Here is a 23,550-nt window from a genome sequence, read left to right on the forward strand (position 1 = left end):
CGGGACGGAGGCCAGGGGCGACGACGCCCCGGGCCGGTCGTGCGGCCTCGCGCCGCGCGGATGTGCATCGGGATTCGGGCCTGCCTCTGCTGTCGGCGAAGCTCCGCCCGCGCGGTGCGGACGGGCGGGCGGCTGGTGTGTCCGGCGGACAATTTAAGGCATGAAATAAGTCGTTGAACAGACACAAGGCCACAAAGGGCCGGGGCCGCGTCGATCGCTCAGTGGGAGACGTGGCCGCCGAACAGCACCGCGACGAGCGCCGCCGCGCAGACCCCGACGATGGCCCCGGTCGCGAGCATGAACCGCCACGGGGCGCCGTACGGTCCCCTGCGCCGGCAGACCACCCAGAACACGGAGGTCACCGCCAGAACGGGCAGGCCGATGACCGGGTCGGCCTTGGTGATCGCGATGTCGAGCGCGGTGACGGCGACGGCGGTCCGGGTCCAGGCCAGGCGCGTTCGTTCCGTCGCCAGGCCGGGGTCGCGGTCCGGCCGCGACGCCGGGGTCATCGGCTGCGGACCGTGGAGACGAGGACGAACACCACGGAGGTGAGCGCGGTCACGGTGACGGCCACCGCCAGGATCGTCGGCAGCCATGATCGTGGCAGCGGCCTCCGCTGGTGCAGAGCGCGATGATTGCGCCGGAACTCGAGGTAGCCGACCGTCGCGATGACGGCGCCCAGCACCATGAGGGGGACGCCGAGCAGGTCGCGGCTCCAGGGGATCCCGGGGAAGGGCCGCAGGACCTGAACGCCGGCGAGTCCGGCGGCCACCAGGGCGAGCGCCGTCCGGCTCCAGGCCAGGAACGTCCGCTCGTTCGCGAACAGGAACCGTACGTCCGGTGCCGCGGCTTCGCCCGGGTCGGTCGCGGCCGGCCGGCGATCGGAGATCTGGGGCTGACGCGGCGTGTTCATACGCGGATGGCCTCCAGGATCGGCGTCGACAGGCGTCCGATGGTGCTTTTCACGCAGAATAATCAGAATCTAACGTTACGTGACATCGCCGATCGGTGTGCTGAATGTGCACCGAAGGGAAGCACTCACTGTCCCTGGAGTCGACCTCGCAGGCCGGGACGGCTCCGGTGAACGGCGCGGGCTCACGGCGTCAGCGGACCCCGGTCCGCGAAGTTGATCACTCGTACCGGGCAGGGGCAGTCCCGCGCCAGGTCCATGGCCGTGCACCGATGCAGGCGCGCCGCCCACCGGGAACGAACCCGCGCGCCGACGTACACCGCGCACGCGGTGTCGAGCAGGGCCCGCTCGCGCAGTGCCTCGGCCGGCCTGCCCTCGGTGACGACGAACTCCCACTCGAGGCTCCGCCCGCCGAGCAGGAGCGTGCAGCACAACCAGGCGTCGAGTTCGAGGGCGTCGCGCCAGGACGTGTCGTACAGGTCCATCGCCGGCCAGCCGAAACACTCGCCGGGCAGCGGGCCGGGCCGTACGTGGACGGCCCGCAGCCGGACGCCGCCTTCCGCCGCGTGCGCCGCGGCCGCCCGCAGCGCCGCCCGACCCGAGTCGCCACCGTCCACCCCCACCAGTACGGTCTCACCGCCGTCCATGTCGGACTCCGGGTGCTGAGGCCGCGGTCGGCGTGCGCCGATCGACGCGAACGGATGTCATGAGGTGCGGCGGTCGGCGCCGGCCAGCAGCGATCTCGCGTGGGAGAGCGCGGCGTCCGGATCGGAATGGATGAGATCGACCAGGGACGCCCGCGCGTCGGCCGCGTTGACGAGCAGCCGGTGGTGGTCGGGCCGCACCCCGGCGAGCAGGACCGTGACGCCGCGGGCGCGAAGGAAGGTGATCACTTCGCCGATGACGCGGGCCGCGGTGAGGTCCAGGGCCGAGACGCCGGCCATGTTGAGGATGACCACGCCGGGCCCGGTGAGGTGCGCGAAGCTCGCGAGCAGCCGGTGCGTGGTGGCGAAGAACCAGGGCCCGTCGAGGCGGTACAGACTGATCCCGCCGGTAGCCGTCCCGCCGCCGGCCGTTTCGCCGGTCACCCCGTCGGCGATGTCCGGTCGCGGGGTGCCGGCACCGTCCGCCGTACAGGGGACGGCCTCGATGCGGCTGCCGCGAGCGAGGGTGGCGATCGTCACCAACGTCGCGATCACGACCCCGGCGGCGACCGCGGCGATGAGGTTGACCGCGACGGTCACCGTGCACGTGAACGCCACGATCAGGGTGTCGATGCGGCTGGTCCGCAGGATGGACGCCAGCGACGCCACTTTGATCATCCGGACGGCGGCGCCGAACATCAGCCCGGCGAGCGCCGCGCGTGGGATGTCGGCGACCAGGCCTCCGGCGGCGAACGCGATCACCGCGAGCACGATGGCGTGGGTGAGCGCGGCCAGCCGGGACGTGGCGCCGCACCGTACGTTGACCGCCGTCCGGGCGAGCGTGGCGGTGGCCGGCACCCCGCCGAACAGCGGCACCGCCAGGTTGGACAGGCCCTGCCCGAACAGTTCCCGGTCGGGGTCGCTGGGCCGGTCCCCGCCCATCGCGTCGACCACGGCCGCCGACAGCAACCCCTCCAACGCTGCCAGTACGGCGATGGCCAGCGCCGACGGCAGCAGGGCCGCCAGCAGGTCAGGGTGCATGAAGTTCAGTGACGGCGCGGGCAGCCCGGCGGGCACCGCGCCGATGCGGTGCAGGCCGAGCGGGAAGGCTTCGGCGATCACCGTGGCCATGACGATCGCCACGAGAGGGAACGGCACCCTGGGCAGCCACCGGTTGCCCGTCATCACGACCGCCGCCACCGCCACGGCCATCAGCAGCGGCGCCGGCCGGAGTTCGTGGATGTGGTCCGTGACCGCCCGGACGGCCTCGCGCCACACCTTGTCGTGGCGGCGGGTGGCCTGGCCGAGCGCCGCCGGGACCTGCTGCAGGGCGATCACCACCGCGACTCCGACGGCGAACCCCTCCACCACCGCGGCGGGCACGCAGCGCGCGAACCGGCCCAGCCGGACCAGGGCCGCGGCGATCAGTACGACACCGGCCATCGCCCCGGCCAGCATGACGCCGCCGGGACCGAAACGATGCACGACGGGGATGAGCACGACGGTCATCGCGCCGGTGGGGCCGGACACCTGCAGCGCGCCGCCACCGAAGATCGCCGCCAGCGCGCCGGCCACCACCGCGGTCGCCAGCCCGGCTCGCGCCCCCAGACCCGAAGCGGCGCCGTACGCCAGCGCCAGCGGCAGGGCCACCACCGCGACGGACAGCCCGGCGAGCACGTCCCGCCGGGGATGGCGACGCATCGCCGCCAGGTCCGCCCGTCCGGGCAGCAACTCGCCGAGCCGGGAGAGACGACCGCCGAGACGCCGCCCGACGGCGATGCCGGTCTGCGGCGCTCCGTACGCCGGACCCTCGAACGACGACCCGGCTGGCGTGCGTCCCGGCATCTCACGCTCCTCGGCAGGTGCGGAAGTCCCGTCGCCGCCGGTTCTGGACTTTCTGACCAGCGGCAACTACCGACGGTAACGGTGTCGGCGGCAATGGGTGGCGAGGACGTCGATGGACTATCCCGGGGGACAACACGCTCGGTCCCTCCGGTCACATCCCCACCGGCCGCATCAAGGCCGGCAGGTCCGGGAACGCGGGTGGACGAGCCCGGACGAACCGGTCCCGCCACGCCCTACGGAGAGACGTTGTCCGCTGCCGGCGCGGCGAGCGGGGCGGCCGCGACGCCGTCGGCGGGCCGCCGGGCGGCCGGAGCCGCGCGGCGGCCGATGCGGCGGCCGAGGCGCTGGAACGGGACTTCGACGTACCGGTAGGTCAGGGCGCTGACCGCGATCAGGACGGCGACGAAGACGGCGAGGCGGAACGCGTCGTCATGGTCGGGAGTGCCGCCGAACTGGTCGGACAGCATGAGCAGGACCGGGTGCAGCAGGTAGAGGGAGAAGCTGATGGCGCCCAGGCCGGTCAGCCACCGGGGGATCCGGCGGCGGCGCAGTGCCCAGCCCGCCGCGAACGTGACAGCGGCCAGGAGCAGCGAACCGGCCCAGTAGACCGCGAAGGCGTCCGCCTGCGCCGGTGGCATGCCGACCTGTGCGTGCCAGGCGCCGGCGAGTACCGCGCAGGCCAGCACGACGGCCGCCGAGAGCACCGCCGTACGGCGGCAGATCTGCCGGTGTTCGGCGCGGTACAGCGCGGTGCCGGTGAACATCACGGCGAGGATGATCAGGCTCTGCCAGGGGGCGATGCGGCCGTTCACGCAGACCAGGGTGAGCGCCAGGACACCGCCGAGGACCCCGCCCGCGACGCGGACCGACGGCCGGGCCGAGACGGCCGCGACGATCGCGGTCACCATGACCACCGCGGTCAGCGCGACGACCGGTCCGATTCCGACGGTCCTGGACAGCGCCGCCATCGGCAGCAGCCCGCCGACCAGCACGGCGGCGGTCGCGAGCGTCACGGCGATCGGCGCGGACAACCGGTGCGTCCTGGTGACGAACAGGGCCACCACGAGCAGGTAGAAGAGCATCTCGTACGAGAGCGTCCACAGCACGTTGATCACGTTCGGCACCGCGAGGACGTCCTGGAGCATGGTCAGGTGCGCCAGGACGGCGGTCGCCGGGCGGTAGGCCTCCAGCCCGGCGCGCAGGCCGCGGACGCCGAGCAGGTAGGGCAGCAGGGTGATCGCGCAGGCGGTCGTCAGCAGGGGATGGATGCGCAGCACCCGGCTGATCCAGAAGCGGCGGACCTGTCCGTGGCGTTCCAGCGAGGCGGGGATGATGTAGCCGCTGACCAGGAAGAAGACCAGGACGCCGTACAGCCCCGGGTCGAACCAGTCGACCAGCCCGGCACGCCATCGCGGGGTGTAGTAGTACGTGGCGTGGTGCAGCGCGACGACCATGGCCGCGATCCCGCGCAGCAGGTCGAGCCAGGCCAGCCGGGCGCCGGGCGAGGCGGAGCGGTCCGTGTCCACAGGCGTCAGCCGGTGGCCTCGGCGAGCCCGAACCGGCTCCGCCTGTCCTGGGGGACCAGGTCGAGATAGGACTCCGGGTCCGCGGCGATGACCTTGCGGACGTACGGGCAGAACGGCAGGACGGCGAGTCCGCGCCGGCGGGCGTCGTCGAGCGCGGTCGTGACGAGTCGCCGGGCCAGGCCGCGGCCGGCGAACGCCGAGTCGACCTCGGTGTGGGTGAAGGCGATCGTGTCGCCGTTGAGCTTGTAGTCGGCGAACCCGACCCGTTGCCCGTCTTCGAAGATCTCGAAGCGGTTCTCGGCCGGGTTGTCGCGGACGGTGGCCGTCATGAGGGTCCTCCCTGCTGCAGGTGGTCCGTATTGTGCCAGTCACCGGTGTGATGCCGGATGCTGGAGCTACGGCTGCTTCTCAGGATGACCTGCGAGAACACCCTCACGACGGAGCCTCACGACGGAGTCGCCTCCCGAGCGTCCCCAGGCGCCGTGGGCGGCATCACCGGCGTGGTCGTGACCGTCGATGCGCGATCGCACCCGCGTGACCGTGACCGGTGACGGCGCTCGACCGGAGCACCACACTGTCGAGGGCCCACGCGCCGGGGCCGAACACCGCCAGCAGCAGGAAGGCCCAGCAGAACAGGATGGCGGGCTCGCCGGCGTTCTGGATCGGGAACAGGGAGCGAGGCTGGTGCACGACGAAGTAGGCGTACGCCATCGTGCCCGAGCAGAGCAGGGCCGTTCCCCTGCTGCCGAGACCGACGAGCAGCAGGATCCCGCCGCCGAACTCGATCAGGGCCGCCCACCAGAAGGGCCAGACGCCGACCGGGACCGCGGTGCCACGGCCGGGCGCCCCGCCGAGCACGCCGAACAGGGAGGCGGCGCCGTGGCAGCCGAACAGGACGGCGACGACGATCCGATAGAGCGACAGCACGTACGGCCGCGCCCGGTCGAGTGCGTCCACGAGTCCCCCGATCTCTCGCGGTGAGGAGTGCGCTGCGGATCAGCCGACGCCGAGCGCGCCGAGCAGGACGAGGACCACCGTGACCACGGCGAACAGTCCGTGCGCCGCGACGACCGGCGCGGCGATGTGCCGCTCGGCCGGCTCCGCCGCCGCGCCCGGTCCGGACGCCAGGGCGACGGCACGGGCCCGGTAGACCGGGACCCAGCGGGCGAGCATCACGAAGCCCAGAAGCGCGACCGGGACCAACAGGCCGAACGCGGTCCAGGCCAGGGCCCTGGAGTCGGCGACGAGGTAGACGATCCACACGACGAGGCCTGCCGCCGCGAGGGCGAAGTGGCCGAACACGACCGGGGCGGGCAGGCGGCTTCCACCCGTCCCGCGCAGGCCGCCGCGTGAGATCCAGATGCCCATCATGTAGAAGCCGCCGAGCGCGGTGACCAGCCAGGTGACCAGTGCGGCGATGTCCATGAGATCCTCCTCGGGGTTCGGTGATCGATGCGATCAAATGGAGAGTGCCCGGTCGGGCGGAGGCGCTATCGCGCCGTGCCTGCACGCTGTGGCCGCCCGGCGGAGGCGTAGCCCTCGGCCTGGGTGGTCTCGTCGGCGACCCGGACCCCGTAGCGGTAGGCGAGCCTGCCGCCGAGGAAGCCGGAGACGCCCAGCACCGCCAGGCTCACCGCGGAGAGGGCCAGCATCCCCGTCCCGACGCGCGGGGCGGGCCCGGCCGCGTGCCGCCACGCGAAGTCGGCCGCGTAGGCGCCGGTCACCAGCAGGTTCAGCGTCATGTGGACCAGGGCCGTGCGGAAGGCCCGGGTGCCGGCCGGGATGGCGAACAGGTCCAGGAAACCGACCATCGCCGCCGCCAGCGCGCCGACCACCCCGATGGCGAGCAGCCACATCGCCCCACGCGTCAGGAACGCCGGATCGGCGGAGACACGGGAGCCGATGTCGAAGACCAGGCTCGCCACCCAGGCGCCGATGGGCACCGTGACCAGGATCGGATGGAAGGGATGTCCGTACGGGCCGGCGAGCGCGGCGCTGACCGGCTGCTTGGCTTGTGACTGGTGTTCGCTGACCACAGGGCCTCCTCCTGTTTCGCCAACGAGTATTGGTCTTATTGCGCTGAGTGGTCAAGGACGCCAGGTGAAATCGGCATGGGGATTCTTGCGCCCACGGGTGCGGGAGTTAATCTTGGCGGGTGGCATCCGATCCAAATCCGCCCACACCGGTGGATAGCGCCTTGGAGTCCGTGAACGTGCTGGGCGAGGAGACCCGGCGACGCATGTACGTGTTCGTCCGCCGGGCCGGCCGGCCCGTGACGAGGGACGAGGCGGCCGCCGGTGTCGGGATCTCCCGGAAGCTGGCCGCGTTCCACCTCGACAAGCTGGTCGACGCCGGACTACTGCGGGCGCACTACGAACACCCGGGCGGCCTGCGCAAGGTCGGCCGTCAGCCCAAGCTCTACGAGCCGTCCGGCGTCACGGTCCAGGTCTCGATTCCCGAACGCCGCCACGATTTCCTCGCCGACCTGCTGATGGAGGCCGTCCAGACCGGGACGCGGGACGAGGACGGCCGGCAGGCGGCGGTCCGAGTGGCCCGGGAGCGCGGTCATGGTCTCGGAACGGCCGAGCGGGAGGCGACCCGTCCAGGACGGCTGGGCGCCGAGCGGGGCCTCACGATCTGTGAGCACATGCTCGAGCGGTACGGCTTCGAACCGGCCCGCCTCGCCCCCACGCGGCTCCGGCTGCGCAACTGCCCCTTCCACCCGCTCGCCGCCCGGTCGCCCGACCTGGTCTGCGCGATGAACCACGCCTTCCTCGGCGGTTACCTCGACGGTCTGCGGGTCACCGGCCTCCGAGCCGACCTCGACCCCCGGCCCGGCGAGTGCTGCGTCGCGCTCTCGCCCGCGGACACCCGCGCCGAGGCCGCGGACGAGTCCCCCTGACCGCCGTGTGACCGCCCCGGCCCCCGTACGCTCAGGGCCGCCCGGCCCGCACCCCGGCACGTCGCACCCCGAACGTCCGCACCCCGGCACGGCCGATCGCCGGTGCGGCGGTCGCTCAGTCGTGTCCGCCGCCGTCCGTGGTGGTCGTCGCCGTCGGGACACCGGAGCGGCAGGTCACCTGGATGACGAGCTTGCGGCCGTGGTCGGCCTCCAGCTTCACCGACGCGCGTGGTGCGGGCCCGCGGTTCACATCGTCGACCCCGTAGCCCTGGGCCGGTGTCCAGGAGAGCAGGTACGCGGCGTCGGCGGGTCCGCAGCGGGCCAGCACGCTCCCGCCCGATGTGGACAGCGCACGGGTGGTTCCGGCCACGGGGGTGCCGCGCGGGGTCGGCCTCGTGGTGGGAGAAGCAGGCGTCGCCGTCGCCGTCGCCGTCGCCGTCGCGGGGGCCGGTGCCGTGGCGGCGGCCAGTGCCCGTTCGACCTGGTCGGGCGTCATCGGGCGGACACCGCGGTCGGTGATGCCGGCGCCCAGCACGGAGATCGCGGCGATGCCGATGCCGGTCGAGACGGCCGCGGCGGCCGCCCAGGCGGTGATCCCGATCAGGACGCGTCTGGTCATTGGGCCAGGCTGCCACGAACGCGGCTAAGGGACCGATAAGACGCCGATAAGGCGGTGCCATCACCTGATCCGCGGGGCCATCGGCTGGCTACGGTTGGCCTGTGCCGCAACTACTGCTGATCGAGGACGACGCGTCGGTGCGGACGGCGCTGGTGCGGGCCCTGTCCGAACGCGGTCACGCGGTCACCACCGCGACCACCGCCATGACCGGCCTGCAGCAGGCCGTCGACGCCCGCCCCGACCTCGTCGTGCTGGATTTGGGCCTGCCGGACCTGGACGGAACGCAGGTGCTGCGGATGTTGCGCGGTGTCAGCCGGGTGCCGGTCATCGTGGCCACCGCGCGCGACGATGAGAGCGAGATCGTCCGGGCACTCGACGCCGGGGCCGACGACTATCTCGTCAAACCCTTCGGCGCCGGCCAACTGGACGCGCGGATCCGCGCGGTGCTGCGCCGGGCCGAGGACCGTCAGGGCGAGCAGGGGCCGGTGCTCGTCGGTGCGCTGCGCATCGACCCGAGGGCTCGGGAGGCGAGCCTGGACGGGCGACCGCTGCAACTGGCGCCCAAGGAGTTCGACCTGCTGCACTACCTGGCCGCCCGCGCCGGACAGGTGGTCTCCAAACGGGAGTTGCTGACGCAGGTCTGGCGGACGCCGTACGGGGGAGCGGACAAGACCGTCGACGTGCATGTGGCGTGGCTGCGCCGCAAACTCGGGGAGACCGCCAAACAGCCCCGCTACCTGCACTCGGTGCGAGGAGCCGGCGTCAAGATCGTTGATCCGGGCGCATGAGGAGCCGCCTGTTCCGGCTGGTGGCCGCGACCGCCTCCCTGGTCCTGATCGCGTTCCTGGTGCCACTGGCCCTCCTCGTACGCCAGGTGGCCGCCGACCGCGCGACCACCGCCGCCACCGCCGCGGCCCAGTCGCTGGTACCGGTCGTCGCGACGGCCGATCGCGGCACCGTCGAGCTGACCGTGTCCCAGGTCCGGGCGACGAGCCGGTACCCGATCACGGTGCTCTGGCCCGCCGACGGCAGCCTCATCGGCGCGTCGGCGCCCCGCAGCCGGGCGCTGCAACTGGCCGCGCGCGGGCGCAGCGTCACCGCCCGGGCTCCGGGCGGCCGCGAGATCCTGATCGCGGTGCAGGGCGCCCCGGCCGGCACCATCGTCATCCGCACCTTCGTCACCACCGCCGAACTGCGCGCCGGGGTCCTGCGCGCCTGGCTGATCCTCGGCCTGCTCGGGATCGGGCTGCTGGGCGTCGGGCTGGTCGTGGCCGACGCGATCGCCCGCTCCATGCTCGGTCCCGTCACCGCCCTGGCCGCCCTGTCGCAGCGGCTGTCCGGTGGCGACCTGGACGCCCGGATCGAACCCGCCGGGCCCGCGGAGATCCGTGACGTCGGCGCCGCGCTCAACCACCTGGCCGGCCGCATCGGCGATCTGCTCACCGGAGAACGCGAGGCCGCCGCGGACCTGTCACACCGGCTGCGCACCCCGCTGACCGCGCTGCGGCTGGAGACCGAATCGCTCCGGGACCCGGCCGAGGCCGAACGCGTGACCGCCGTCGTCGACGCGCTGGAACGGACGGTCACTCAGATCATCAGCGACACGCGCCACCCGCGTCGGTCCGGTGGGCGGTGCGACGCCCGTCAGATCCTCACCGAACGCGTCGACTACTGGTCCGCGCTCGCCGACGAACAGGACCGCCCCGTGAGCACCGTCCTACCCGACCACCCGGTCCCGGTCGCGGTCGACGGCGACGAACTGGCCGCCGCCGTGGACGCCCTGCTCGAGAACGTCTTCGCGCACACCCCGGAGGCCACGGCCTTCACCGTGCGGCTGGAGGCGACGACGAGCGGCGCTCGTGTCGTCATCGGGGACGACGGCTCCGGCCTGCCCGGCGGCGACCTGCCCGGCCGGGGCCGGAGCGGCCGCGCCTCCACCGGGCTCGGCCTCGACATCGCCCGGCGCACGGCCCACGCCGCGGGCGGCGCCCTCACCCTCGGCCGTTCCCCGAACGGCGGCGCGGAGATCACCCTGACTCTGCCCGCGCCCTCCGCGATCTCTTAGCCGGCCCTTAGCCACGCCGCAGCACGGGCTTATCGCCCCCGGCGGCAACCTGACTCCCGTAACCGAACCCCACATCCGGGAGGGCATACGCCATGGGCCGTCTCACCATCATCGGCGTCGGACTCGTCGCCGCCACCGCCATCGCTGCCGCCGGCGGAATCGCACTCGCCGACGACCACCACACCCGACCGGTCACCGCCGTCGCCGCCGCGCGCGACGACTCGACCACCGGCGGACGCCACCACGACGACACGGCCGTCGCGGCGGCCACCAAGATCAGCGCCGCGCAGGCCGGGGGGATCGCGCGCAAGGCGGTCCCCGGCGCGCGGATCCTCTCGACCGAACTCCACGGCGACCGGCGGGCTCCCTTCTGGGAGGTGAAGCTGACCGCGAAGGGCGTCCAGCGGGAACTCGTCATCGACGCCCGGACCGGAAAGATCACCAAGAACGAGGTCCGGCACGCGTCCCGGAGCCGCCGGGACGATCACTCGGGTCGGGACGACCGCGCGGGTCGGGACGACCACTCGGGTCGGGACGACCACCGGGGCGGCCGCTGAGTCACCGGCCGGTCGACCGCGTCCGGTCGGCGATCGTCGCTCACTGCTCGGCGATCGCCGGCCGGCGCGGCGCGGCGGACCGCACGCCCCGGCATGGTCCCGATCACCACGGACGCCGCCCGGCCGGGGATCAGTGGAGTTCCGCGTCGCCCAGGGCATCGCGCAACTGGGCCCGCGTGGTGACGCCGAGTTTCGGGAACGCCTGGTACAGGTGGAATCCGACGGTGCGGGGCGACAGGAGCAGGCGTTCGCCGATCTCCCGGTTGGTCAGCCCGGTGGCCGCGAGCCGCACGATCTGCAACTGCTGCGCGGTGAGCTGCTCCACGTTCCGCGCCCGCTTCTTCTCGGCGGGCAGGGCGACCCCGCAGGCGCGCAGTTCGGCGGTGGTGCGCGCGACCCAGGGCCGCGCACCGAGCCGTTCGAACACCGCCAGGGCCTGGGCCAGCGCCGTACGGGCCTCGCCGGTGCGGCGGCGGCGACGCAACCACTCGGCGTACTCCAGGCGGGTCTGCGCGCGCTCGAAGGGCCACTGTTCGCACGCCGGGTCGGTCAGCGCCGCCTGGAAGTGTTCCTCGGCGTCGTCGGCCGGGGCCAGCAGCGCCCGCGCCCGGTGCACCATCAGGGTCAGCCGTGTCGACATCCCGCCCGCCAGCCGGCGTTCGACGGAGTCCACCACATTCGCGGCGTCCTTCTCCTGACGCGCGCGTACGGCCGCCGCCGCCAGGTCGCCGACGCCGTAGTAGGAGGCGTGGTAGTGCAGCGGCATCGGGTCGGGATCCACCGTGAACAGCCCTCGCAGCAGCCCGTACGCCAGCGCGTGGTTGCCGTCGCCGGCCGCGATGGCGCCCCGTACGACCAGCGCCCGGGCCTGCAGCGCACGGCTCTCGGCGGGATCGATGCCGGCCACCGCCCGGTCGATCAGCTCGCGCGCCCGGCCGGTGTTCCCGCGCAGTGTCAGCAGCGCCGCCTCGACGTACATCGCGGCCCGCCCGGCCATGTCCAGGCCGTTCTCGGCGGCCACCCGGCGGGCGTCGTCGGCGGTCACCTCCGCGGCGTCCCACGCTCCGCTCTCGAACTGCGCGATCGCCAGTGCCTGGCTTAGGACGGCGTTGGCCCCCGCGGTGGTCACGCGCCGCAGGTGCTCCATGCCCTCGCTCATCAGCCGGACCGCGGTGGCGGTCTCGTCCAGCACCCAGGCGCACCCGCCCAGCACGGTCAGTTCCGTGGCGCCCGGGTCCGGCACATCGAGGGCCCGGTGCAGCGACCGCAGGTGGCCCTCCCGGTCCCCGAAGGGGTCACAGGCCGCCCGCGGCCACGCCTGCTTGAAAGGCTCCCCGACGTCCGCCGGTATCCGGGCCAGCAACTCCAGTGCCTCGCGGCGATAGCCCTCGTCGCCCATGTTGTAGATGACGATGGCTCCGTGGCGGACCGCGTCCAGGGCCACGACCGGCGCGGTGTCCACGGTCGACGCGGCGAGCGGCAGCAGGCGGGACAGCGCGGCCTTCTGGCGGGTGGTGGCCGCCAGCGCCCAACCGGTCCACAGCGCCGCCTCGGTCAGCAGGTCCGGGTCGTCGGTGGCGGCGACGACTCCGGCGGTGAGCCGCTCCACCCACAGCGGCCGGCCCGCGTGCATCGCCAGGTCGCAGGCGTCCAGCAGGCGCCGCGCCTGCCGGTGGGGGTCGGGGCTGAGCCGTGCGGCGCGTTCGAGTGCCGCCGCGGCGACGCGGTAGCCGCCGCGCCTGCGCGCCCGGTCCGCGGTCTCCTCCAGCGCGGCGGCGATCGTCTCGTCCGGGGCGAGGGTCGCGGCCGCGAGGTGCCAGGCGCGGCGGTCGGGGTTGCCCGCGAGCGCGTCCGCCAGGGCGAGGTGGACCTCCCGGCGGGCCGCGAAGGGCGCGGCCTGGTACACCGCGGAGCGCATCAGCGGATGCCGGAAGGCGACGTGGCCGCTGTCCAGGGTGACCAGGCCGGCCTTCTCCGCGAGCAGCCACGCCTCGAGCCCGCCGTCCGGGCCGACGGCCGTTGACGCGAGCAGCGCGGCGGGCAGGTCCGGGTCGTCCGCGGCGGCGGCGAACAGCAGCGCGCGCCGGGTCTCCTCCGGCAGTCCCGCCAGGCGGTCGGCGAAGACGCGCTCCAGCCGCGCGGTGAGCGGGAGCCTCTCGACGGCGTCGTCCGTGAGGGAGGCCGGTGAGTCGGCCGTCGCCCTGGCCAGCTCGACCAGGGCCAGGGGGTTGCCGGCCGCCTGCCGCAGGATCTGCCGTCGCAGCGGCCCCGCCGGGGGTACCGGCTGGACGTCCAGCAGCCGGCCGGCGGCCGCCGCGGCGAGCGGCGGTACGACCAGCCGGGGGAACTCGGGCCCGAACTGCTCGGGCACGGACTCGCCGCGCGTGGCCGCCAGGACGGAGACCGGTTCGTCGGCCAGCCGCCGTGCGACGAAGGCCAGCACGTCCAGCGAGCAGGCGTCGAGCCACTGCGCGTCGTCGACGATGATCAAGAGCGGCTGCCGGTACGCCGTGTCGGACAGCAGCGTCAGCACGGCGAGGTTGATCAGCAGCCGCTCGGGCTCCCCCGCCGTTCCGGCGGGACCGGCCTCGTCCAGGCCGAACGCCCCCAGCAGGGCGTCGCGCTGGGGGCCGGGCAGCTCCCGGACGTCGGCCGCCATCGGGGCCAGCAACTGGTGCAGCCCGGCGAAGACGAGTCCGGTCTCGCCCTCGTGGCCCTGACACCGCAGGACTCGCAGGCCCCGGTGCCCGGCTTCGCGGGCGGCGGCGTCCAGCAGGGTGCTCTTGCCGGAGCCGGGCTCGCCGACGACCAGCAGCAGGGGGGAGCGGTCCGCGCCTGTGGTGTCCAGCAGCCGCCGGATGCGGGCGAGCTCCGGTTCTCGCCCGATCACCTCGCTCTCGGGCAGGTCCGCATCGCCCCCGCGACTCATCGCCGTTCCTCCGCCGTTCCACCGATCAACCGCATGATTGCGGCCTTCAAGACTAAAAGACCGTTTCACCTGGTCGAGCGGGTGCTCGGCGGGGACGAGGAGACGCGTGGCCGACGCCACCGGGGCCAGTGGCGTCGGCGATTCGTGGGCGCGGGGGGCGCCGTGCGGTGGTTCTGGGCGGTGCGGGGGCGCCCCGGACCGCCCAGAACGCGCGATCGGTTCAGCCGCGGATGAAGTCCAGCAGGTCCTTCTCGAACGCGGTCCGGAACGTGCCGTAGAGGCCGTGCGGCGCGCCGGGGTAGACCTTGAGCGTGGCGTCCTTGACCAGTTCCGCGGTCTTGAGGGCGGCGGCCTGGATCGGGACGATCTGGTCGTCGTCGCCGTGGGCGATCAGGACGGGGACGTCGATGCCCTTCAGGTCCTCGGTGAAGTCGGTCTCGGAGAACTGCTTGACGCAGTCGTAGGCGGCCTTGACGCCGACCTGCATGCTCCAGAGCCAGAAGGCGCGGCGGGCGCCCTCGGATACGGCCGCGTCCGGGCGGTTGAAGCCGTAGAAGCTCTCGCTGAGATCCCAGTAGAACTGGGAGCGGTCGGCGTCCACGCCGGCGCGGATGGCGTCGAACGCCTCGAGGGGCGTGCCCTCGGGGTTGTCCGCGCTCCGCAGCATCACCGGCGGCACGGCGCCGAGCAGGACGGCCTTGGCGACGCGGGCGCTGCCGTGGCGGCCCAGGTAGCGGGTGACCTCGCCGCCGCCGGTGGAGTGGCCGACCAGGATCGCGTCGCGCAGGTCGAGGTGCTCGATGAGGGCGGCCAGGTCGTCGGCGTAGGTGTCCATGTCGTTGCCGGACCAGGACTGGTCGGAACGGCCGTGCCCGCGGCGGTCGTGGGCGATGGCGCGGTAGCCGTTCTCGGCCAGCAGGCGCAGCTGCTCGTCCCAGGCGTCGGCGTTCAGCGGCCAGCCGTGGCTGAAGACGACGGGCTGTCCGCTGCCCCAGTCCTTGTAGAAGATGCGCGTGCCATCGGCGGTCGTGATGGTGGGCATGGATCGTCCTTTCAGCGGTGAGTGCGGACGGCCGAGAGACCACCGCCGTCCCAATGTCCCGCGGCGGCGCGGCACGCACATAAGTCGAATGACTTGCGATTTCGTACGGCCCGGACACCCGAGGAGGCGGCGGCGGGGCGGCGCACGGGGGCCGTGACCCTGTGACAGGGCATCTGTGGTCAGCGGCTAGCGTGGCGGGGGTTGCCGGAACTTGCCGTTATACCGTCCATAAGAGACGGTTGTCGTTAGGCAAGCTTTTTCAATCGGAAAGGTGGTGGGGGCTCGCGCGTCCGTGGGCCCCGACGCGTGGATGTCTCCAGCACTGCTTCCGCGGACCGGCCCGGCCCCGGGCGGGTGACCGGCACCCCGGGGAGCGCGGCCCCGTACCCCCTCGTGACGGCCGATGCCGACGGCCGGGTGGTCGAGCTCAACGAGGCCGCCGTCCGGCTTTTCCCGCGAGCGGCGCCGGGCGCGAACCTCGCCGCGACGACGGCCGGGTGGCTGGCGGAGGCGCACCGCACTCTGGGAGGAGACGGGACCGGGCCCGTACGGGGTGAGGTGGGGGAGCTCGGTCTCGCGGCGTACCCGACCCGCTCGCCGGACGGGAACGTGGTCTGGTGGCTGGCCGACGACACCGAGCGGCGGCGCGCCGAGACGGCGCTGGAGAAGGAGCGGAAGCGCACGGCGCTCCTGGCGGAGGCGTCCAACGCCCTGCTGTCGACCCTGAACTTCGAGCGGTGCATGGAGGTCGCGGTACGGCTGGCGGCCGAGCACCTGGCCGACGCCGCGGTCCTCGTCGCGCCCGCGGTCGGAAAACGGCTGCCGGTGGCGTACGCGATGCGCGGGGGCGCGGTCCACCGCCGCACGGTGCAGGCCGACCCCGCCGAGGTGCCCGGATTGAACGAGGCGCTGCAGGGCTTCCCGCCGATCCCCTCTCGCTGGATCGACCCGCGCGACCTGTCGCCGTGGGTGATTCCGGAGGGCTTCGACGGGCCGGTCGGCGCGGTGGCGATCACCCCGCTGCCCGGACACGGCATCCCGGCCGGCGCGTTCGTCCTGCTGCGGCGCAACGACCGGTCGGCGTTCAGCGACGACGAGGAGCACTTCGCCCGGCTGTTCGCCGCGCGGGCGGGCGCGGCGCTGTCGGCGGCCCGTGTGTACGCCGACCAGGCCGCGATCACCGAGATCCTCATGCGTGAGCTGCTGCCGCCGCAGTTGCACCACGTGCACGGTGTGGACTTCGCCGGCGGGTACCGCGCGTCGGTGCGCAGTGAGCTCGTCGGCGGTGACTTCTACGACGTCCACCCCGGCGCGGATGAGGGCGAGGAGTCTCTCGTCGTGCTGGGCGACGTGTGCGGCAAGGGACTGGAGGCGGCGGTCACCACCGGCCGAATCCGTACCACGCTGCAGGCGCTGCTGCCCATGGCCGATGACCACCTGCGGACGCTGTCCCTGCTCAACGGCGCGTTGCTGAACACGGGATCGAGCCGGTTCGCCACTCTCGTCCTCGCGTCGGCGGTGCGCGCCGGGGACCGGGTGCGGCTGCGCCTGACCGCCGCGGGCCATCCGCCGCCGTTGATCGTCCGTTCTGGCGGTGCGGTCGAGGAGGCCGCCACCCGGGGCTGCCTGATCGGGGCGTTCCCGGACATCTTCGCGTCCACCGCCGAGGTGGAACTCGCGCCCGGTGAGACGTGTGTGCTCTACACCGACGGCATCACCGAGGCCCGCGGCGGCCCCCTCGGCGACGCCATGTTCGGTGATGAGCGGTTGAAGGACGCGCTGTCCGAATGCGGGGGAATGCCGGCCGGAGCGGTGGTGGAGCGCGTGCAGATGCTCGCGGCGCAGTGGGCCGGGAGCCGCGACCATGACGACATGGCCGTCGTGGCGATCACCGCCCCGCACCCCGGGGGACCGGAGCCGGCGGAGCGACGCTCACGACACGAGGAGACCCGGCGATGACCGTCACGGACCGCATGGACACCGAGACCGTCTCCGCCCGCCTGTGGGACGCCGTGCGGGAGGGCGACGAGTACACCGCCGTCGACGTCGTGCTGTCGGCGGTGGACGCCGGGCTGGACGCCGAGTCGGCGCTGCTCGACGTGATCGCGCCCGTGCAGGCGAGGGTCGGCGCGGAGTGGGCCGCGAACCGGATCAGCGTGGCCCGGGAGCACACCGCGACGGCCATCAACGACCGTGTCGTCGCCGCCCTGGCCCACCGCGCGTCCGCGCCCCGGCGGCCGGGGCGGGGCCGGGTCGCGGTGGCGTGCGTCGACGGCGAGTGGCACGCGCTGCCCGCCCGCCTGCTGGCCGAGACCCTGCGACTGCGGGGCTGGCACGTCGACTTCCTCGGCGCGCAGGTACCCGTCCCGCACCTGATCGAACACCTGCACCGTACGGGACCCGACGCGCTGGCGTTGTCCTCCTCCATCCCCACGCGCCTGCCCACCGCGCACGCCACGATCACCGCCTGCCAGGCCGCCGGTGTCCCGGTCATGGCCGGCGGCGCGGCCTTCGGCCCCGACGGTGGCTACGCCGACCGGCTGGGCGCCGATGCCTGGGCGCCCGACGCCCGCACCGCGGCCGGCCGCCTCGAGGAGATCCTCGCCCGGCCGTACGTCCCGCCGCCGGTGCACGAGCCGGTGGACGACCTGCCGCACCTGGCCGACCAGGAGTACACCCTGGTCACCCGCAGCGCGCCCCGCCTCGTCGCGGCGGTCCTGGCCGCGCTGGAGGAACGCTTCCCGGCCATGGCGACCTACAGCGAACGGCAGCGCCAGCACACCGCCGAGGACATCGCCCATATCACCGAATTCCTCGGTGTGGCCCTCTACCTCGACGACTCCGCGCTGTTCACCCGTTTCATCTCCTGGACCGGCGACATCCTCGCCGCACGCGGCGTCCCCGCGCATTCGGTCGGCCTGGGCCTGGACCTGCTGGCCGAACAGCTCAAGGACTTCCCGCGCGCCGTCCGCCTGCTCCGCGAGGGTCGCGCCGCCGTCCCCACTCCCCGCTGACGAGGCGCGGGACGCGGGAATCCCACGGATTCGAACACGGCGATTCGGTCGATTCCCACAAGGTCGCCAGCTTATTGACGGAATTGACCATCCTGGTTTACCAACGTCAAATGCGACGTAATCCGCTCGGCCGTCTCGCCGCCGCCCTCGCCGGACTGGTCCTGCTCTGTGTCGTTCCCGGCGTACGCGCGGCACCGGCGGCCGCCGCGTCCCAGGTGTGCTTCCTGTCCTGCGACACCCTCGACCCGTCGCGGGCCGCGCAGGAGACGTTCCCGGTGCCGCAGAAGAACCTCAACGGCCGCGAACTGGTGCTGCACGTGTCGGACGCCGACGGCATGGCCTGGGGAAGCATCGACGACGGCACCACCGGCGACGCCGTGTGGCTCGACCGGTCCTGGGACGGCGGACAGACGTGGGAGGGCCTGCTCGGAAAGGCGAGCATCCCCAGCACGTGGACCGGCACGCGGACGCTCATGTACAACATCTCCGACCCGCGCGGCCACCGCCGTGGCCTCATCCGGGCCTGCGGTGACGCCGGCGCGGTCGCGTGCACGGACTGGGTCTACCCGACGGTCTGCGACGTCCGCTGCGACCGCACCGACGCGGGGCAGGCGAACGGCGACAGCCGGCCCGTCCCGGCGACCACCCTCTCCGGCCGGGTGATCCGGCTGCACGTCGATCAGAACGGGATGGCCTGGGCGAGCACCGAGGCGGGCGCCCCGGGCGACGAGGTGTGGCTCGACCGTTCATGGGACGGCGGCGCCACCTGGCCCGACGGATCCTCGCTCGGCCGCCTCTCGGTCGCGAGCGGCGCGACCGGCGCCCGTACCACGATGTTCGCCACCCGAGACCCGCGCGGCCGGCTCTACGGCGGCGCCGTCCGGGCCTGCGGCCGGGCGGTGTCCGGGCAGAACGGCAGCTGCACGGCATGGGCCCGGCCCGCGCCGTCCCGCGCCCCGGCGGCCGCGGACGCCCTGATGTACTCCTACGACCCCTACGCCGGCTGGTGGCCGAGCAGCTGGTGGAACTCCGCGGCGACGCTCACCACGCTCATCGACCACGGCGACCACCAGTACGACTGGGTCATCGCCCGCACGTTCGACCAGAACAAGGGGGCGTTCGCGGCCGGGCAGCGCGGCACCGATCCGATCGAGGGGAACTTCGTCAGCCGCGCCATCGACGACAGCGCGTGGTGGGGCCTCGCGTGGGTGGCGGCGTACGACCACACGGGCGACCAGCGGTACCTCGCCATGGCCACGACGATCGCGAACTACGTGAACCAGTACTGGGATCCGGGCACGTGCGGCGGCGGGGTGTGGTGGGACCGGGAACGCACGTACAAGAACGCGGTGACGAGCGGCCTCTACCTGCGGCTCGCCGCGTCGATCCACCGCCGCACGCCCGGCGACACCGTCTGGCTGCAGCGGACCCGTACGGCGGCGACCTGGTACCTGAACAGCGGGCTGATCAACTCCGCGAACCTCGTCAACGACGGCCTCACCCAGGACTGCCGCAACAACGGCCAGACGGTCTGGACCTACAACCAGGGCCTCGCCATCGGCGGCCTGGTCGAGGCCTGGCGCGCCACCGGCGACGCCAGCCTGCTCGCGGCCGCGCGGCGACTCGCGGACGCGGCGATGACGGGTCTCACGCAGAACGGGATCCTGGCCGAGTCGTGCGACGTCGGCCAGAGCACCTGCGACGACAACCAGAAGCAGTTCAAGGGCATCTTCAGCCGTTACTTCGCCGACCTCGCGGCGGCGACCGGAGGCTCCGCCTACCAGTCGTTCGCCCAGCGGCAGGCGGACTCGATCTGGGCCGCCGACCGCGACCCGCTCAACCGGATCGGCCAGCGCTGGGCGGGCGGCAGCCCCAACCCGTCCGACTGGCGTACCCAGGCCAGCGGCCTGGGCGCCCTCACCGGGCCGCCCCGAACCGGTCCCTGAGCCGGTTCACCGGCGGTGTGGCGTGGCTGCCGGTGGCCGCCGCGCCGCACGCGCGGTGTCCTCTCCGGAATCAGGTGGCGGTGCAGGCCGGGGTCGGGGCGGAGTTGGAACCGGAGTAGGTCGCCTGGAATCCGAACGACGTCGAGGCGCTGGGATTCAGGGCGCCGTTGAAGGAGGCGTTGGTCGCCGTGACGGCGGCGCCGGACTGGGTGACCGTGGCGCTCCAGCCGTTGCTGACGGACTGGTTGCCGCCGAAGGACCAGGTGACCTTCCAGCCTCGTGTGGCCGCGGTGCCGGAGTTCTTCACGGTCACGGTGGCGGTGAAGCCGTTGCCCCAGTCGTTGTCCACGTGGTACGTCGCGGTGCAGGCCGAGGTGCCGCCGCCACCACCACCTCCGCCGCCGCCACCGCCGCCACCCGAGCCCCCGCCGACCGGGTCGAAGGCGGTCGACTTGACCGAGGACAGGTAGGCGTCCTTCGTGGTGTTGACGGTCGTCCAGTCGTCGTTCAGGATCCCGCCGGTGTCCCCGGAGTTCGGGTTCAGGCACCAGAAGGTCCACTGGAACGAGTCCGTACCGGTGCCCATGTACTTCACCAGGGCGGCGAGCCACTGCTGGTCGATGGTCGACTGCAGCGTGGTGCCGAACTCACCGACCCAGACCGGTGCGACGTTCTGCTTGAACAGGTAGCCCCAGAACCTGTCCCACACGCCGGGCAGGTTGTTGGGGAAGTCGGAGGCGTGGAACCAGGTCTGGTCGGACACGCTCGTGGCGTAGTCGTGCGCGGAGTAGACCAGGCGGTTCGCCACCGAGAGACGGACCGGGTAGGTGCCGGCGCCTTCCAGATTGCCGCCCCACCAGCCGGAGTCGCCGTTGTAGGTCTGCACGCCCTCGACGAAGATGAGGAGGTTCGGGTTGACCGAGAGCACCGCGTTGCCACCGCGCTCGGCGGCCAGCCGCCAGTCGGTCGAGGTGTCTCCGCAGCCCCAGCAGGCCGGATCGTGCGGCTCGTTGTGCAGGTCGATGCCGACGACGGCGGGGTTGTTCGCGTAACGGCTCGCGATGGCCTTCAGGTTCGCGATCCAGGTCGACTCGGGGACGCTGGAGGTGTACCAGAGCGCGGACTGGCCGGAGGAGTCGGGGCGGTGCCGGTCCAGGATGACCCGCAGGCCGATGGACCCGGCGTAGTCGACGATGTGGTCCATGACCTGAAGCGAGTTCAGTCCCTGCAGATCGGCGTTCTTGCCGCTCGAGAAGTCGATGCTGTTGGGCACCGTGCCCGGCTTGAAGATGTCGTCGGAGTACGGCAGGCGCAGCGTGTTGTAGCGCAGCGACTTGATCTGGTCGAGCAGGTTCTTGTAGTCCCTGCTCCACAGCCCGTGCACCACGTAGTTCGCCGTCTCGAAGCCGAACCAGTTGATGCCCGCGATGCGTACCGGAGCGCCGTTCGAGTCGAGGATCTGCCGGCCGCTGGTGTGCCAGTAACCGGTGCCCGCGGCGCGTGCCTTCGGAGCGAGGGAGACGCCGCCGGTGAACGCGGCGAGGAGGGCGAGGAGTAGGACGACCAGCGGGATGGATCTAACTTTCAGGCGTGCTCCATGGGCGAGCATGACACCACCTAACGTCAGTCACTTCGTGCGGTTCAGGCCCCGACGTCCCCCCGATGTCCCGGATTATGGGAGCGCTCCCACGGCCGCGTCGAGGCGACCGCCCAGGATGGTGGAGCGGAGATCCACGCCGCGGCGTCCGCGCCGATGCCCCTACGGCGCGAACCGCCGGGGGTGACCTGCGGTCCGACGCGAGCGCGCGCCGGGTCGCCGCCCGCCTCCGGCCGAGCCGCGGTGCGGGCGGCGCACGCCCGTGAGCATGAAAGTTTCGCCACGTGCCGTCGGTCACGCGCCGTCGGTCACGCGCCGTCGGCCGCGCGCCGTCGGCGCCGCGGTCGGCGCGGATCAGCTCGGGCGGTCGGTCACCGCCCGAGGCGCGGCCGGCCCCGCTTCGCGGCGAGACGGCGCAGCGCGCTCCCGTACGCCCGTGCGAACGCGCGCTGCAGCACCGGGGCGGCGGGCCCCGCCAGGCGCGTCATCCAGCGGGCGGGTCTGCTGAAGGCGGTGACCGTGAACCATACGGCGTCATCGTCGTCGCGTTCGAGGACGAAGCTCTCCTCGCCGCATTCCGGGTGCCCGGGCAGGGTCCCGTACCCGAAACCGGCGCGGCGCTCGCCGTCCTCCGCCCAGACGACGAGGCACGGCGCGACCAGCCGCAGCGGCCCGATCCCGAGGGAGATCCGGACCCGGACGCCGGACCGGGCGCGGGGAGCGGCACCACCGACGCGCGCGCCCGTCGCCCGGTGCATCCGCCACTCCAGCAGGTCGTCCGTTGCCGCCCGCATGACGTCCGGTCCGTGGCCGATGAGGACCCGATGACGCAGGTGGTGGTAGCCGGGCGGCAGCGGACCGTCCCGCGTGGCGCCCACCTCGGCGTAGGTGGGTTCGGCGCGGTCATCCTGTGGCATGGGAGCCTCCGATCGCCGGGTCCGGTCCGGTCGGCCGCACGCGCCGCCAGGCGAGGACGCCGCAGAACGCGAATCCGAACGCGTTGAGGACGCCGTGGGTCGCGGCCATCCAGGCGATCGGCAGGTGCGGCAGGCCGGTCGCCTCGCCCAGGGCCCAGTCCAGCGCGAGCAGCATCGTCACGGCCAGCACGGACGCCGACAGCGCCAGCAGCCCGCGCGCGACCGGATCCGTCTCCACGCCGCGTACGTCCCGCCAGGTGAGCCAGCCGACCAGCCACATCCCGGCGGTCAGGATCGCGGCCCCGGCCAACTGGACCCAGTCACCCACGAAGAATCCGACGAACACCACCGCGGTCCCGCCCGGGACGGTGAGCGCCGCCGCGCGTGCGGGTGCGCTGTCGCCTTCAGCCCGGCAGACCAGCCCGGCGATCAACGCCGCCGCGAAGCCCGCGAAGTGGAAGTGCGCCTCGGTGAGCCGGAGCGTCTCCAGCCGGAATCCGAACAGCCGGAACCCGGAGCGCTCCGCGGCCATGGCCGTGCCCGCGACCGCGGGCGTGACGAGGGCGGTCAGGAAGGCCAGTTCACGCGGGAGCGGCGAGCGGCCTGGCGGCGGACCGGTGTGGGCCGCCGGCGGGTCGGACCGAGCGGCCGTTCGGCGACGGACGATCCGCCAGGGTGCCTGCAGGGCCAGCGCCACGGTGAGCAGGGCGTACGCGCCGGCGAGGACGCCGGCGGTCGCGCCGCGCGGCAGCCATAAGGCGATCGCGCCCGGTGCGGCGCCCGCCGGCCAGAGGGTGCGGAGCCGGGTCAAGCCCGGCCCGTCCATCAGGGTCAGCCCCATCGGAACGACGACGAGCATCCCCACCGTGATCACGATGTCGACGAGCACGATCATGTCGATCGACCCCACATTTGAACGTGTTCAACGTCGCGGCCACCCTACACCCCGAACCGGGCGTCTTCCCACCGTCGCCGGCGTGTGTGAGAGTGACCGCGGCAGACCACCTCGAACACGAGCGCATCAGCCGGGCGACGGA

Annotated in this window: 22 protein-coding genes; 7 read left to right on the forward strand and 15 right to left on the reverse strand. The window is 73.1% G+C overall.

What is annotated here, in order from left to right:
* Nucleotides 1-218: 218 nt before the first annotated feature.
* The 9 genes from ABD978_RS07025 to ABD978_RS07065 form a co-directional block, all read right to left on the reverse strand.
* Nucleotides 219-509: a DUF202 domain-containing protein gene (locus ABD978_RS07025; RefSeq protein WP_345350233.1), complete on the reverse strand. Its 291-nt coding sequence runs from the start codon at nt 507-509 to the stop codon at nt 219-221.
* Nucleotides 506-913, reverse strand: coding sequence for a YidH family protein (locus ABD978_RS07030; protein ID WP_345350236.1), 408 nt, complete (start codon nt 911-913; stop codon nt 506-508). Before ABD978_RS07030 ends, ABD978_RS07025 begins: the two co-directional genes overlap by 4 nt.
* 182 nt (nt 914-1,095) lie before the next feature.
* On the reverse strand, nt 1,096-1,557 hold the full coding sequence (locus tag ABD978_RS07035) for a universal stress protein (protein ID WP_345350239.1): 462 nt from the start codon (nt 1,555-1,557) through the stop codon (nt 1,096-1,098).
* A gap of 57 nt (nt 1,558-1,614) precedes the next feature.
* Nucleotides 1,615-3,399, reverse strand: a complete 1,785-nt coding sequence (locus ABD978_RS07040) for a SulP family inorganic anion transporter (protein ID WP_345350242.1) — start codon at nt 3,397-3,399, stop codon at nt 1,615-1,617.
* A gap of 233 nt (nt 3,400-3,632) precedes the next feature.
* Nucleotides 3,633-4,925: an acyltransferase family protein gene (locus ABD978_RS07045; protein WP_345350245.1), complete on the reverse strand. Its 1,293-nt coding sequence runs from the start codon at nt 4,923-4,925 to the stop codon at nt 3,633-3,635.
* Between the two features lie 5 nt (nt 4,926-4,930).
* On the reverse strand, nt 4,931-5,254 hold the full coding sequence (locus tag ABD978_RS07050; protein ID WP_345350248.1) for a GNAT family N-acetyltransferase: 324 nt from the start codon (nt 5,252-5,254) through the stop codon (nt 4,931-4,933).
* A 163-nt stretch (nt 5,255-5,417) separates the two neighbouring features.
* Nucleotides 5,418-5,882: a DoxX family protein gene (locus tag ABD978_RS07055; protein ID WP_345350251.1), complete on the reverse strand. Its 465-nt coding sequence runs from the start codon at nt 5,880-5,882 to the stop codon at nt 5,418-5,420.
* Between the two features lie 39 nt (nt 5,883-5,921).
* Nucleotides 5,922-6,350, reverse strand: coding sequence for a hypothetical protein (locus tag ABD978_RS07060; RefSeq protein WP_345350254.1), 429 nt, complete (start codon nt 6,348-6,350; stop codon nt 5,922-5,924).
* 65 nt (nt 6,351-6,415) lie between these two features.
* On the reverse strand, nt 6,416-6,961 hold the full coding sequence (locus ABD978_RS07065; protein ID WP_345350257.1) for a DUF2231 domain-containing protein: 546 nt from the start codon (nt 6,959-6,961) through the stop codon (nt 6,416-6,418).
* A 170-nt stretch (nt 6,962-7,131) separates the two neighbouring features.
* Here ABD978_RS07065 and ABD978_RS07070 point away from each other — a divergent pair, with 170 nt between their 5' ends.
* Nucleotides 7,132-7,827, forward strand: a complete 696-nt coding sequence (locus ABD978_RS07070) for a helix-turn-helix transcriptional regulator (protein ID WP_345350350.1) — start codon at nt 7,132-7,134, stop codon at nt 7,825-7,827.
* Between the two features lie 115 nt (nt 7,828-7,942).
* Here ABD978_RS07070 and ABD978_RS07075 read toward each other — a convergent pair whose 3' ends face one another.
* A complete protein-coding gene (locus tag ABD978_RS07075; protein ID WP_345350260.1) occupies nt 7,943-8,446 on the reverse strand; it encodes a hypothetical protein in 504 nt (167 codons plus the stop codon).
* Nucleotides 8,447-8,547: 101 nt separating this feature from the next.
* Between ABD978_RS07075 and ABD978_RS07080 the strand changes: the two genes are divergently transcribed.
* The 3 genes from ABD978_RS07080 (at nt 8,548) to ABD978_RS07090 (ending at nt 11,068) form a co-directional block, all read left to right on the forward strand.
* The gene (locus ABD978_RS07080) at nt 8,548-9,234 is read left to right on the forward strand and encodes a response regulator transcription factor (RefSeq protein ID WP_345350263.1); all 687 of its coding nucleotides are present in this window, start codon (nt 8,548-8,550) and stop codon (nt 9,232-9,234) included.
* On the forward strand, nt 9,231-10,511 hold the full coding sequence (locus ABD978_RS07085; RefSeq protein WP_345350266.1) for a HAMP domain-containing sensor histidine kinase: 1,281 nt from the start codon (nt 9,231-9,233) through the stop codon (nt 10,509-10,511). Before ABD978_RS07080 ends, ABD978_RS07085 begins: the two co-directional genes overlap by 4 nt.
* Before the next feature lie 92 nt (nt 10,512-10,603).
* Nucleotides 10,604-11,068 (forward strand): PepSY domain-containing protein, encoded by a 465-nt coding sequence (locus tag ABD978_RS07090; protein WP_345350269.1) that lies wholly within the window; start codon nt 10,604-10,606, stop codon nt 11,066-11,068.
* Between the two features lie 130 nt (nt 11,069-11,198).
* Here ABD978_RS07090 and ABD978_RS07095 read toward each other — a convergent pair whose 3' ends face one another.
* Both ABD978_RS07095 and ABD978_RS07100 read right to left on the reverse strand, forming a co-directional pair.
* Nucleotides 11,199-13,997 (reverse strand): ATP-binding protein, encoded by a 2,799-nt coding sequence (locus tag ABD978_RS07095; RefSeq protein WP_345350272.1) that lies wholly within the window; start codon nt 13,995-13,997, stop codon nt 11,199-11,201.
* A 220-nt stretch (nt 13,998-14,217) separates the two neighbouring features.
* The gene (locus ABD978_RS07100) at nt 14,218-15,039 is read right to left on the reverse strand and encodes an alpha/beta fold hydrolase (RefSeq protein ID WP_345350275.1); all 822 of its coding nucleotides are present in this window, start codon (nt 15,037-15,039) and stop codon (nt 14,218-14,220) included.
* Between the two features lie 393 nt (nt 15,040-15,432).
* On the opposite strand from ABD978_RS07100, the gene ABD978_RS07105 reads away from it, so the two are divergent.
* From ABD978_RS07105 to ABD978_RS07115, 3 genes are all read left to right on the forward strand, one after another.
* The gene (locus tag ABD978_RS07105; protein WP_345350278.1) at nt 15,433-16,998 is read left to right on the forward strand and encodes a PP2C family protein-serine/threonine phosphatase; all 1,566 of its coding nucleotides are present in this window, start codon (nt 15,433-15,435) and stop codon (nt 16,996-16,998) included.
* Nucleotides 16,995-18,053: a cobalamin B12-binding domain-containing protein gene (locus ABD978_RS07110; RefSeq protein WP_345350281.1), complete on the forward strand. Its 1,059-nt coding sequence runs from the start codon at nt 16,995-16,997 to the stop codon at nt 18,051-18,053. Before ABD978_RS07105 ends, ABD978_RS07110 begins: the two co-directional genes overlap by 4 nt.
* 110 nt (nt 18,054-18,163) lie before the next feature.
* Nucleotides 18,164-19,999, forward strand: coding sequence for a glycoside hydrolase family 76 protein (locus ABD978_RS07115; RefSeq protein WP_345350284.1), 1,836 nt, complete (start codon nt 18,164-18,166; stop codon nt 19,997-19,999).
* 70 nt (nt 20,000-20,069) lie between these two features.
* Here ABD978_RS07115 and ABD978_RS07120 read toward each other — a convergent pair whose 3' ends face one another.
* The 3 genes from ABD978_RS07120 to ABD978_RS07130 form a co-directional block, all read right to left on the reverse strand.
* Nucleotides 20,070-21,608 carry a cellulase family glycosylhydrolase gene (locus ABD978_RS07120; RefSeq protein WP_345350287.1) on the reverse strand — a complete coding sequence of 513 codons (1,539 nt, stop codon included), beginning with the start codon at nt 21,606-21,608 and terminating at the stop codon, nt 20,070-20,072.
* Nucleotides 21,609-21,967: 359 nt separating this feature from the next.
* Nucleotides 21,968-22,513 (reverse strand): DUF1990 domain-containing protein, encoded by a 546-nt coding sequence (locus ABD978_RS07125; RefSeq protein ID WP_345350290.1) that lies wholly within the window; start codon nt 22,511-22,513, stop codon nt 21,968-21,970.
* Nucleotides 22,500-23,423, reverse strand: coding sequence for a YndJ family protein (locus tag ABD978_RS07130; protein ID WP_345350293.1), 924 nt, complete (start codon nt 23,421-23,423; stop codon nt 22,500-22,502). The genes ABD978_RS07125 and ABD978_RS07130 overlap by 14 nt, the downstream gene beginning before the upstream one ends.
* Between the last annotated feature and the right edge of the window lie 127 nt (nt 23,424-23,550).

Origin of the sequence: Actinoallomurus liliacearum, from assembly GCF_039542035.1 — a bacterium.
Lineage (GTDB): Bacteria > Actinomycetota > Actinomycetes > Streptosporangiales > Streptosporangiaceae > Actinoallomurus > Actinoallomurus liliacearum.

Coding starts and splice junctions, on each gene's coding strand:
- ABD978_RS07025 (WP_345350233.1), bottom strand. CDS start 509: ATGACCCCGGCGTCGCGGCCGGACCGCGACCCCGGCCTGGCGACGGAA.
- ABD978_RS07030 (WP_345350236.1), bottom strand. CDS start 913: ATGAACACGCCGCGTCAGCCCCAGATCTCCGATCGCCGGCCGGCCGCG.
- ABD978_RS07035 (WP_345350239.1), bottom strand. CDS start 1,557: ATGGACGGCGGTGAGACCGTACTGGTGGGGGTGGACGGTGGCGACTCG.
- ABD978_RS07040 (WP_345350242.1), bottom strand. CDS start 3,399: ATGCCGGGACGCACGCCAGCCGGGTCGTCGTTCGAGGGTCCGGCGTAC.
- ABD978_RS07050 (WP_345350248.1), bottom strand. CDS start 5,254: ATGACGGCCACCGTCCGCGACAACCCGGCCGAGAACCGCTTCGAGATC.
- ABD978_RS07060 (WP_345350254.1), bottom strand. CDS start 6,350: ATGGACATCGCCGCACTGGTCACCTGGCTGGTCACCGCGCTCGGCGGC.
- ABD978_RS07075 (WP_345350260.1), bottom strand. CDS start 8,446: ATGACCAGACGCGTCCTGATCGGGATCACCGCCTGGGCGGCCGCCGCG.
- ABD978_RS07085 (WP_345350266.1), top strand. CDS start 9,231: ATGAGGAGCCGCCTGTTCCGGCTGGTGGCCGCGACCGCCTCCCTGGTC.
- ABD978_RS07090 (WP_345350269.1), top strand. CDS start 10,604: ATGGGCCGTCTCACCATCATCGGCGTCGGACTCGTCGCCGCCACCGCC.
- ABD978_RS07095 (WP_345350272.1), bottom strand. CDS start 13,997: ATGAGTCGCGGGGGCGATGCGGACCTGCCCGAGAGCGAGGTGATCGGG.
- ABD978_RS07100 (WP_345350275.1), bottom strand. CDS start 15,039: ATGCCCACCATCACGACCGCCGATGGCACGCGCATCTTCTACAAGGAC.
- ABD978_RS07110 (WP_345350281.1), top strand. CDS start 16,995: ATGACCGTCACGGACCGCATGGACACCGAGACCGTCTCCGCCCGCCTG.
- ABD978_RS07115 (WP_345350284.1), top strand. CDS start 18,164: ATGCGACGTAATCCGCTCGGCCGTCTCGCCGCCGCCCTCGCCGGACTG.
- ABD978_RS07120 (WP_345350287.1), bottom strand. CDS start 21,608: ATGCTCGCCCATGGAGCACGCCTGAAAGTTAGATCCATCCCGCTGGTC.
- ABD978_RS07125 (WP_345350290.1), bottom strand. CDS start 22,513: ATGCCACAGGATGACCGCGCCGAACCCACCTACGCCGAGGTGGGCGCC.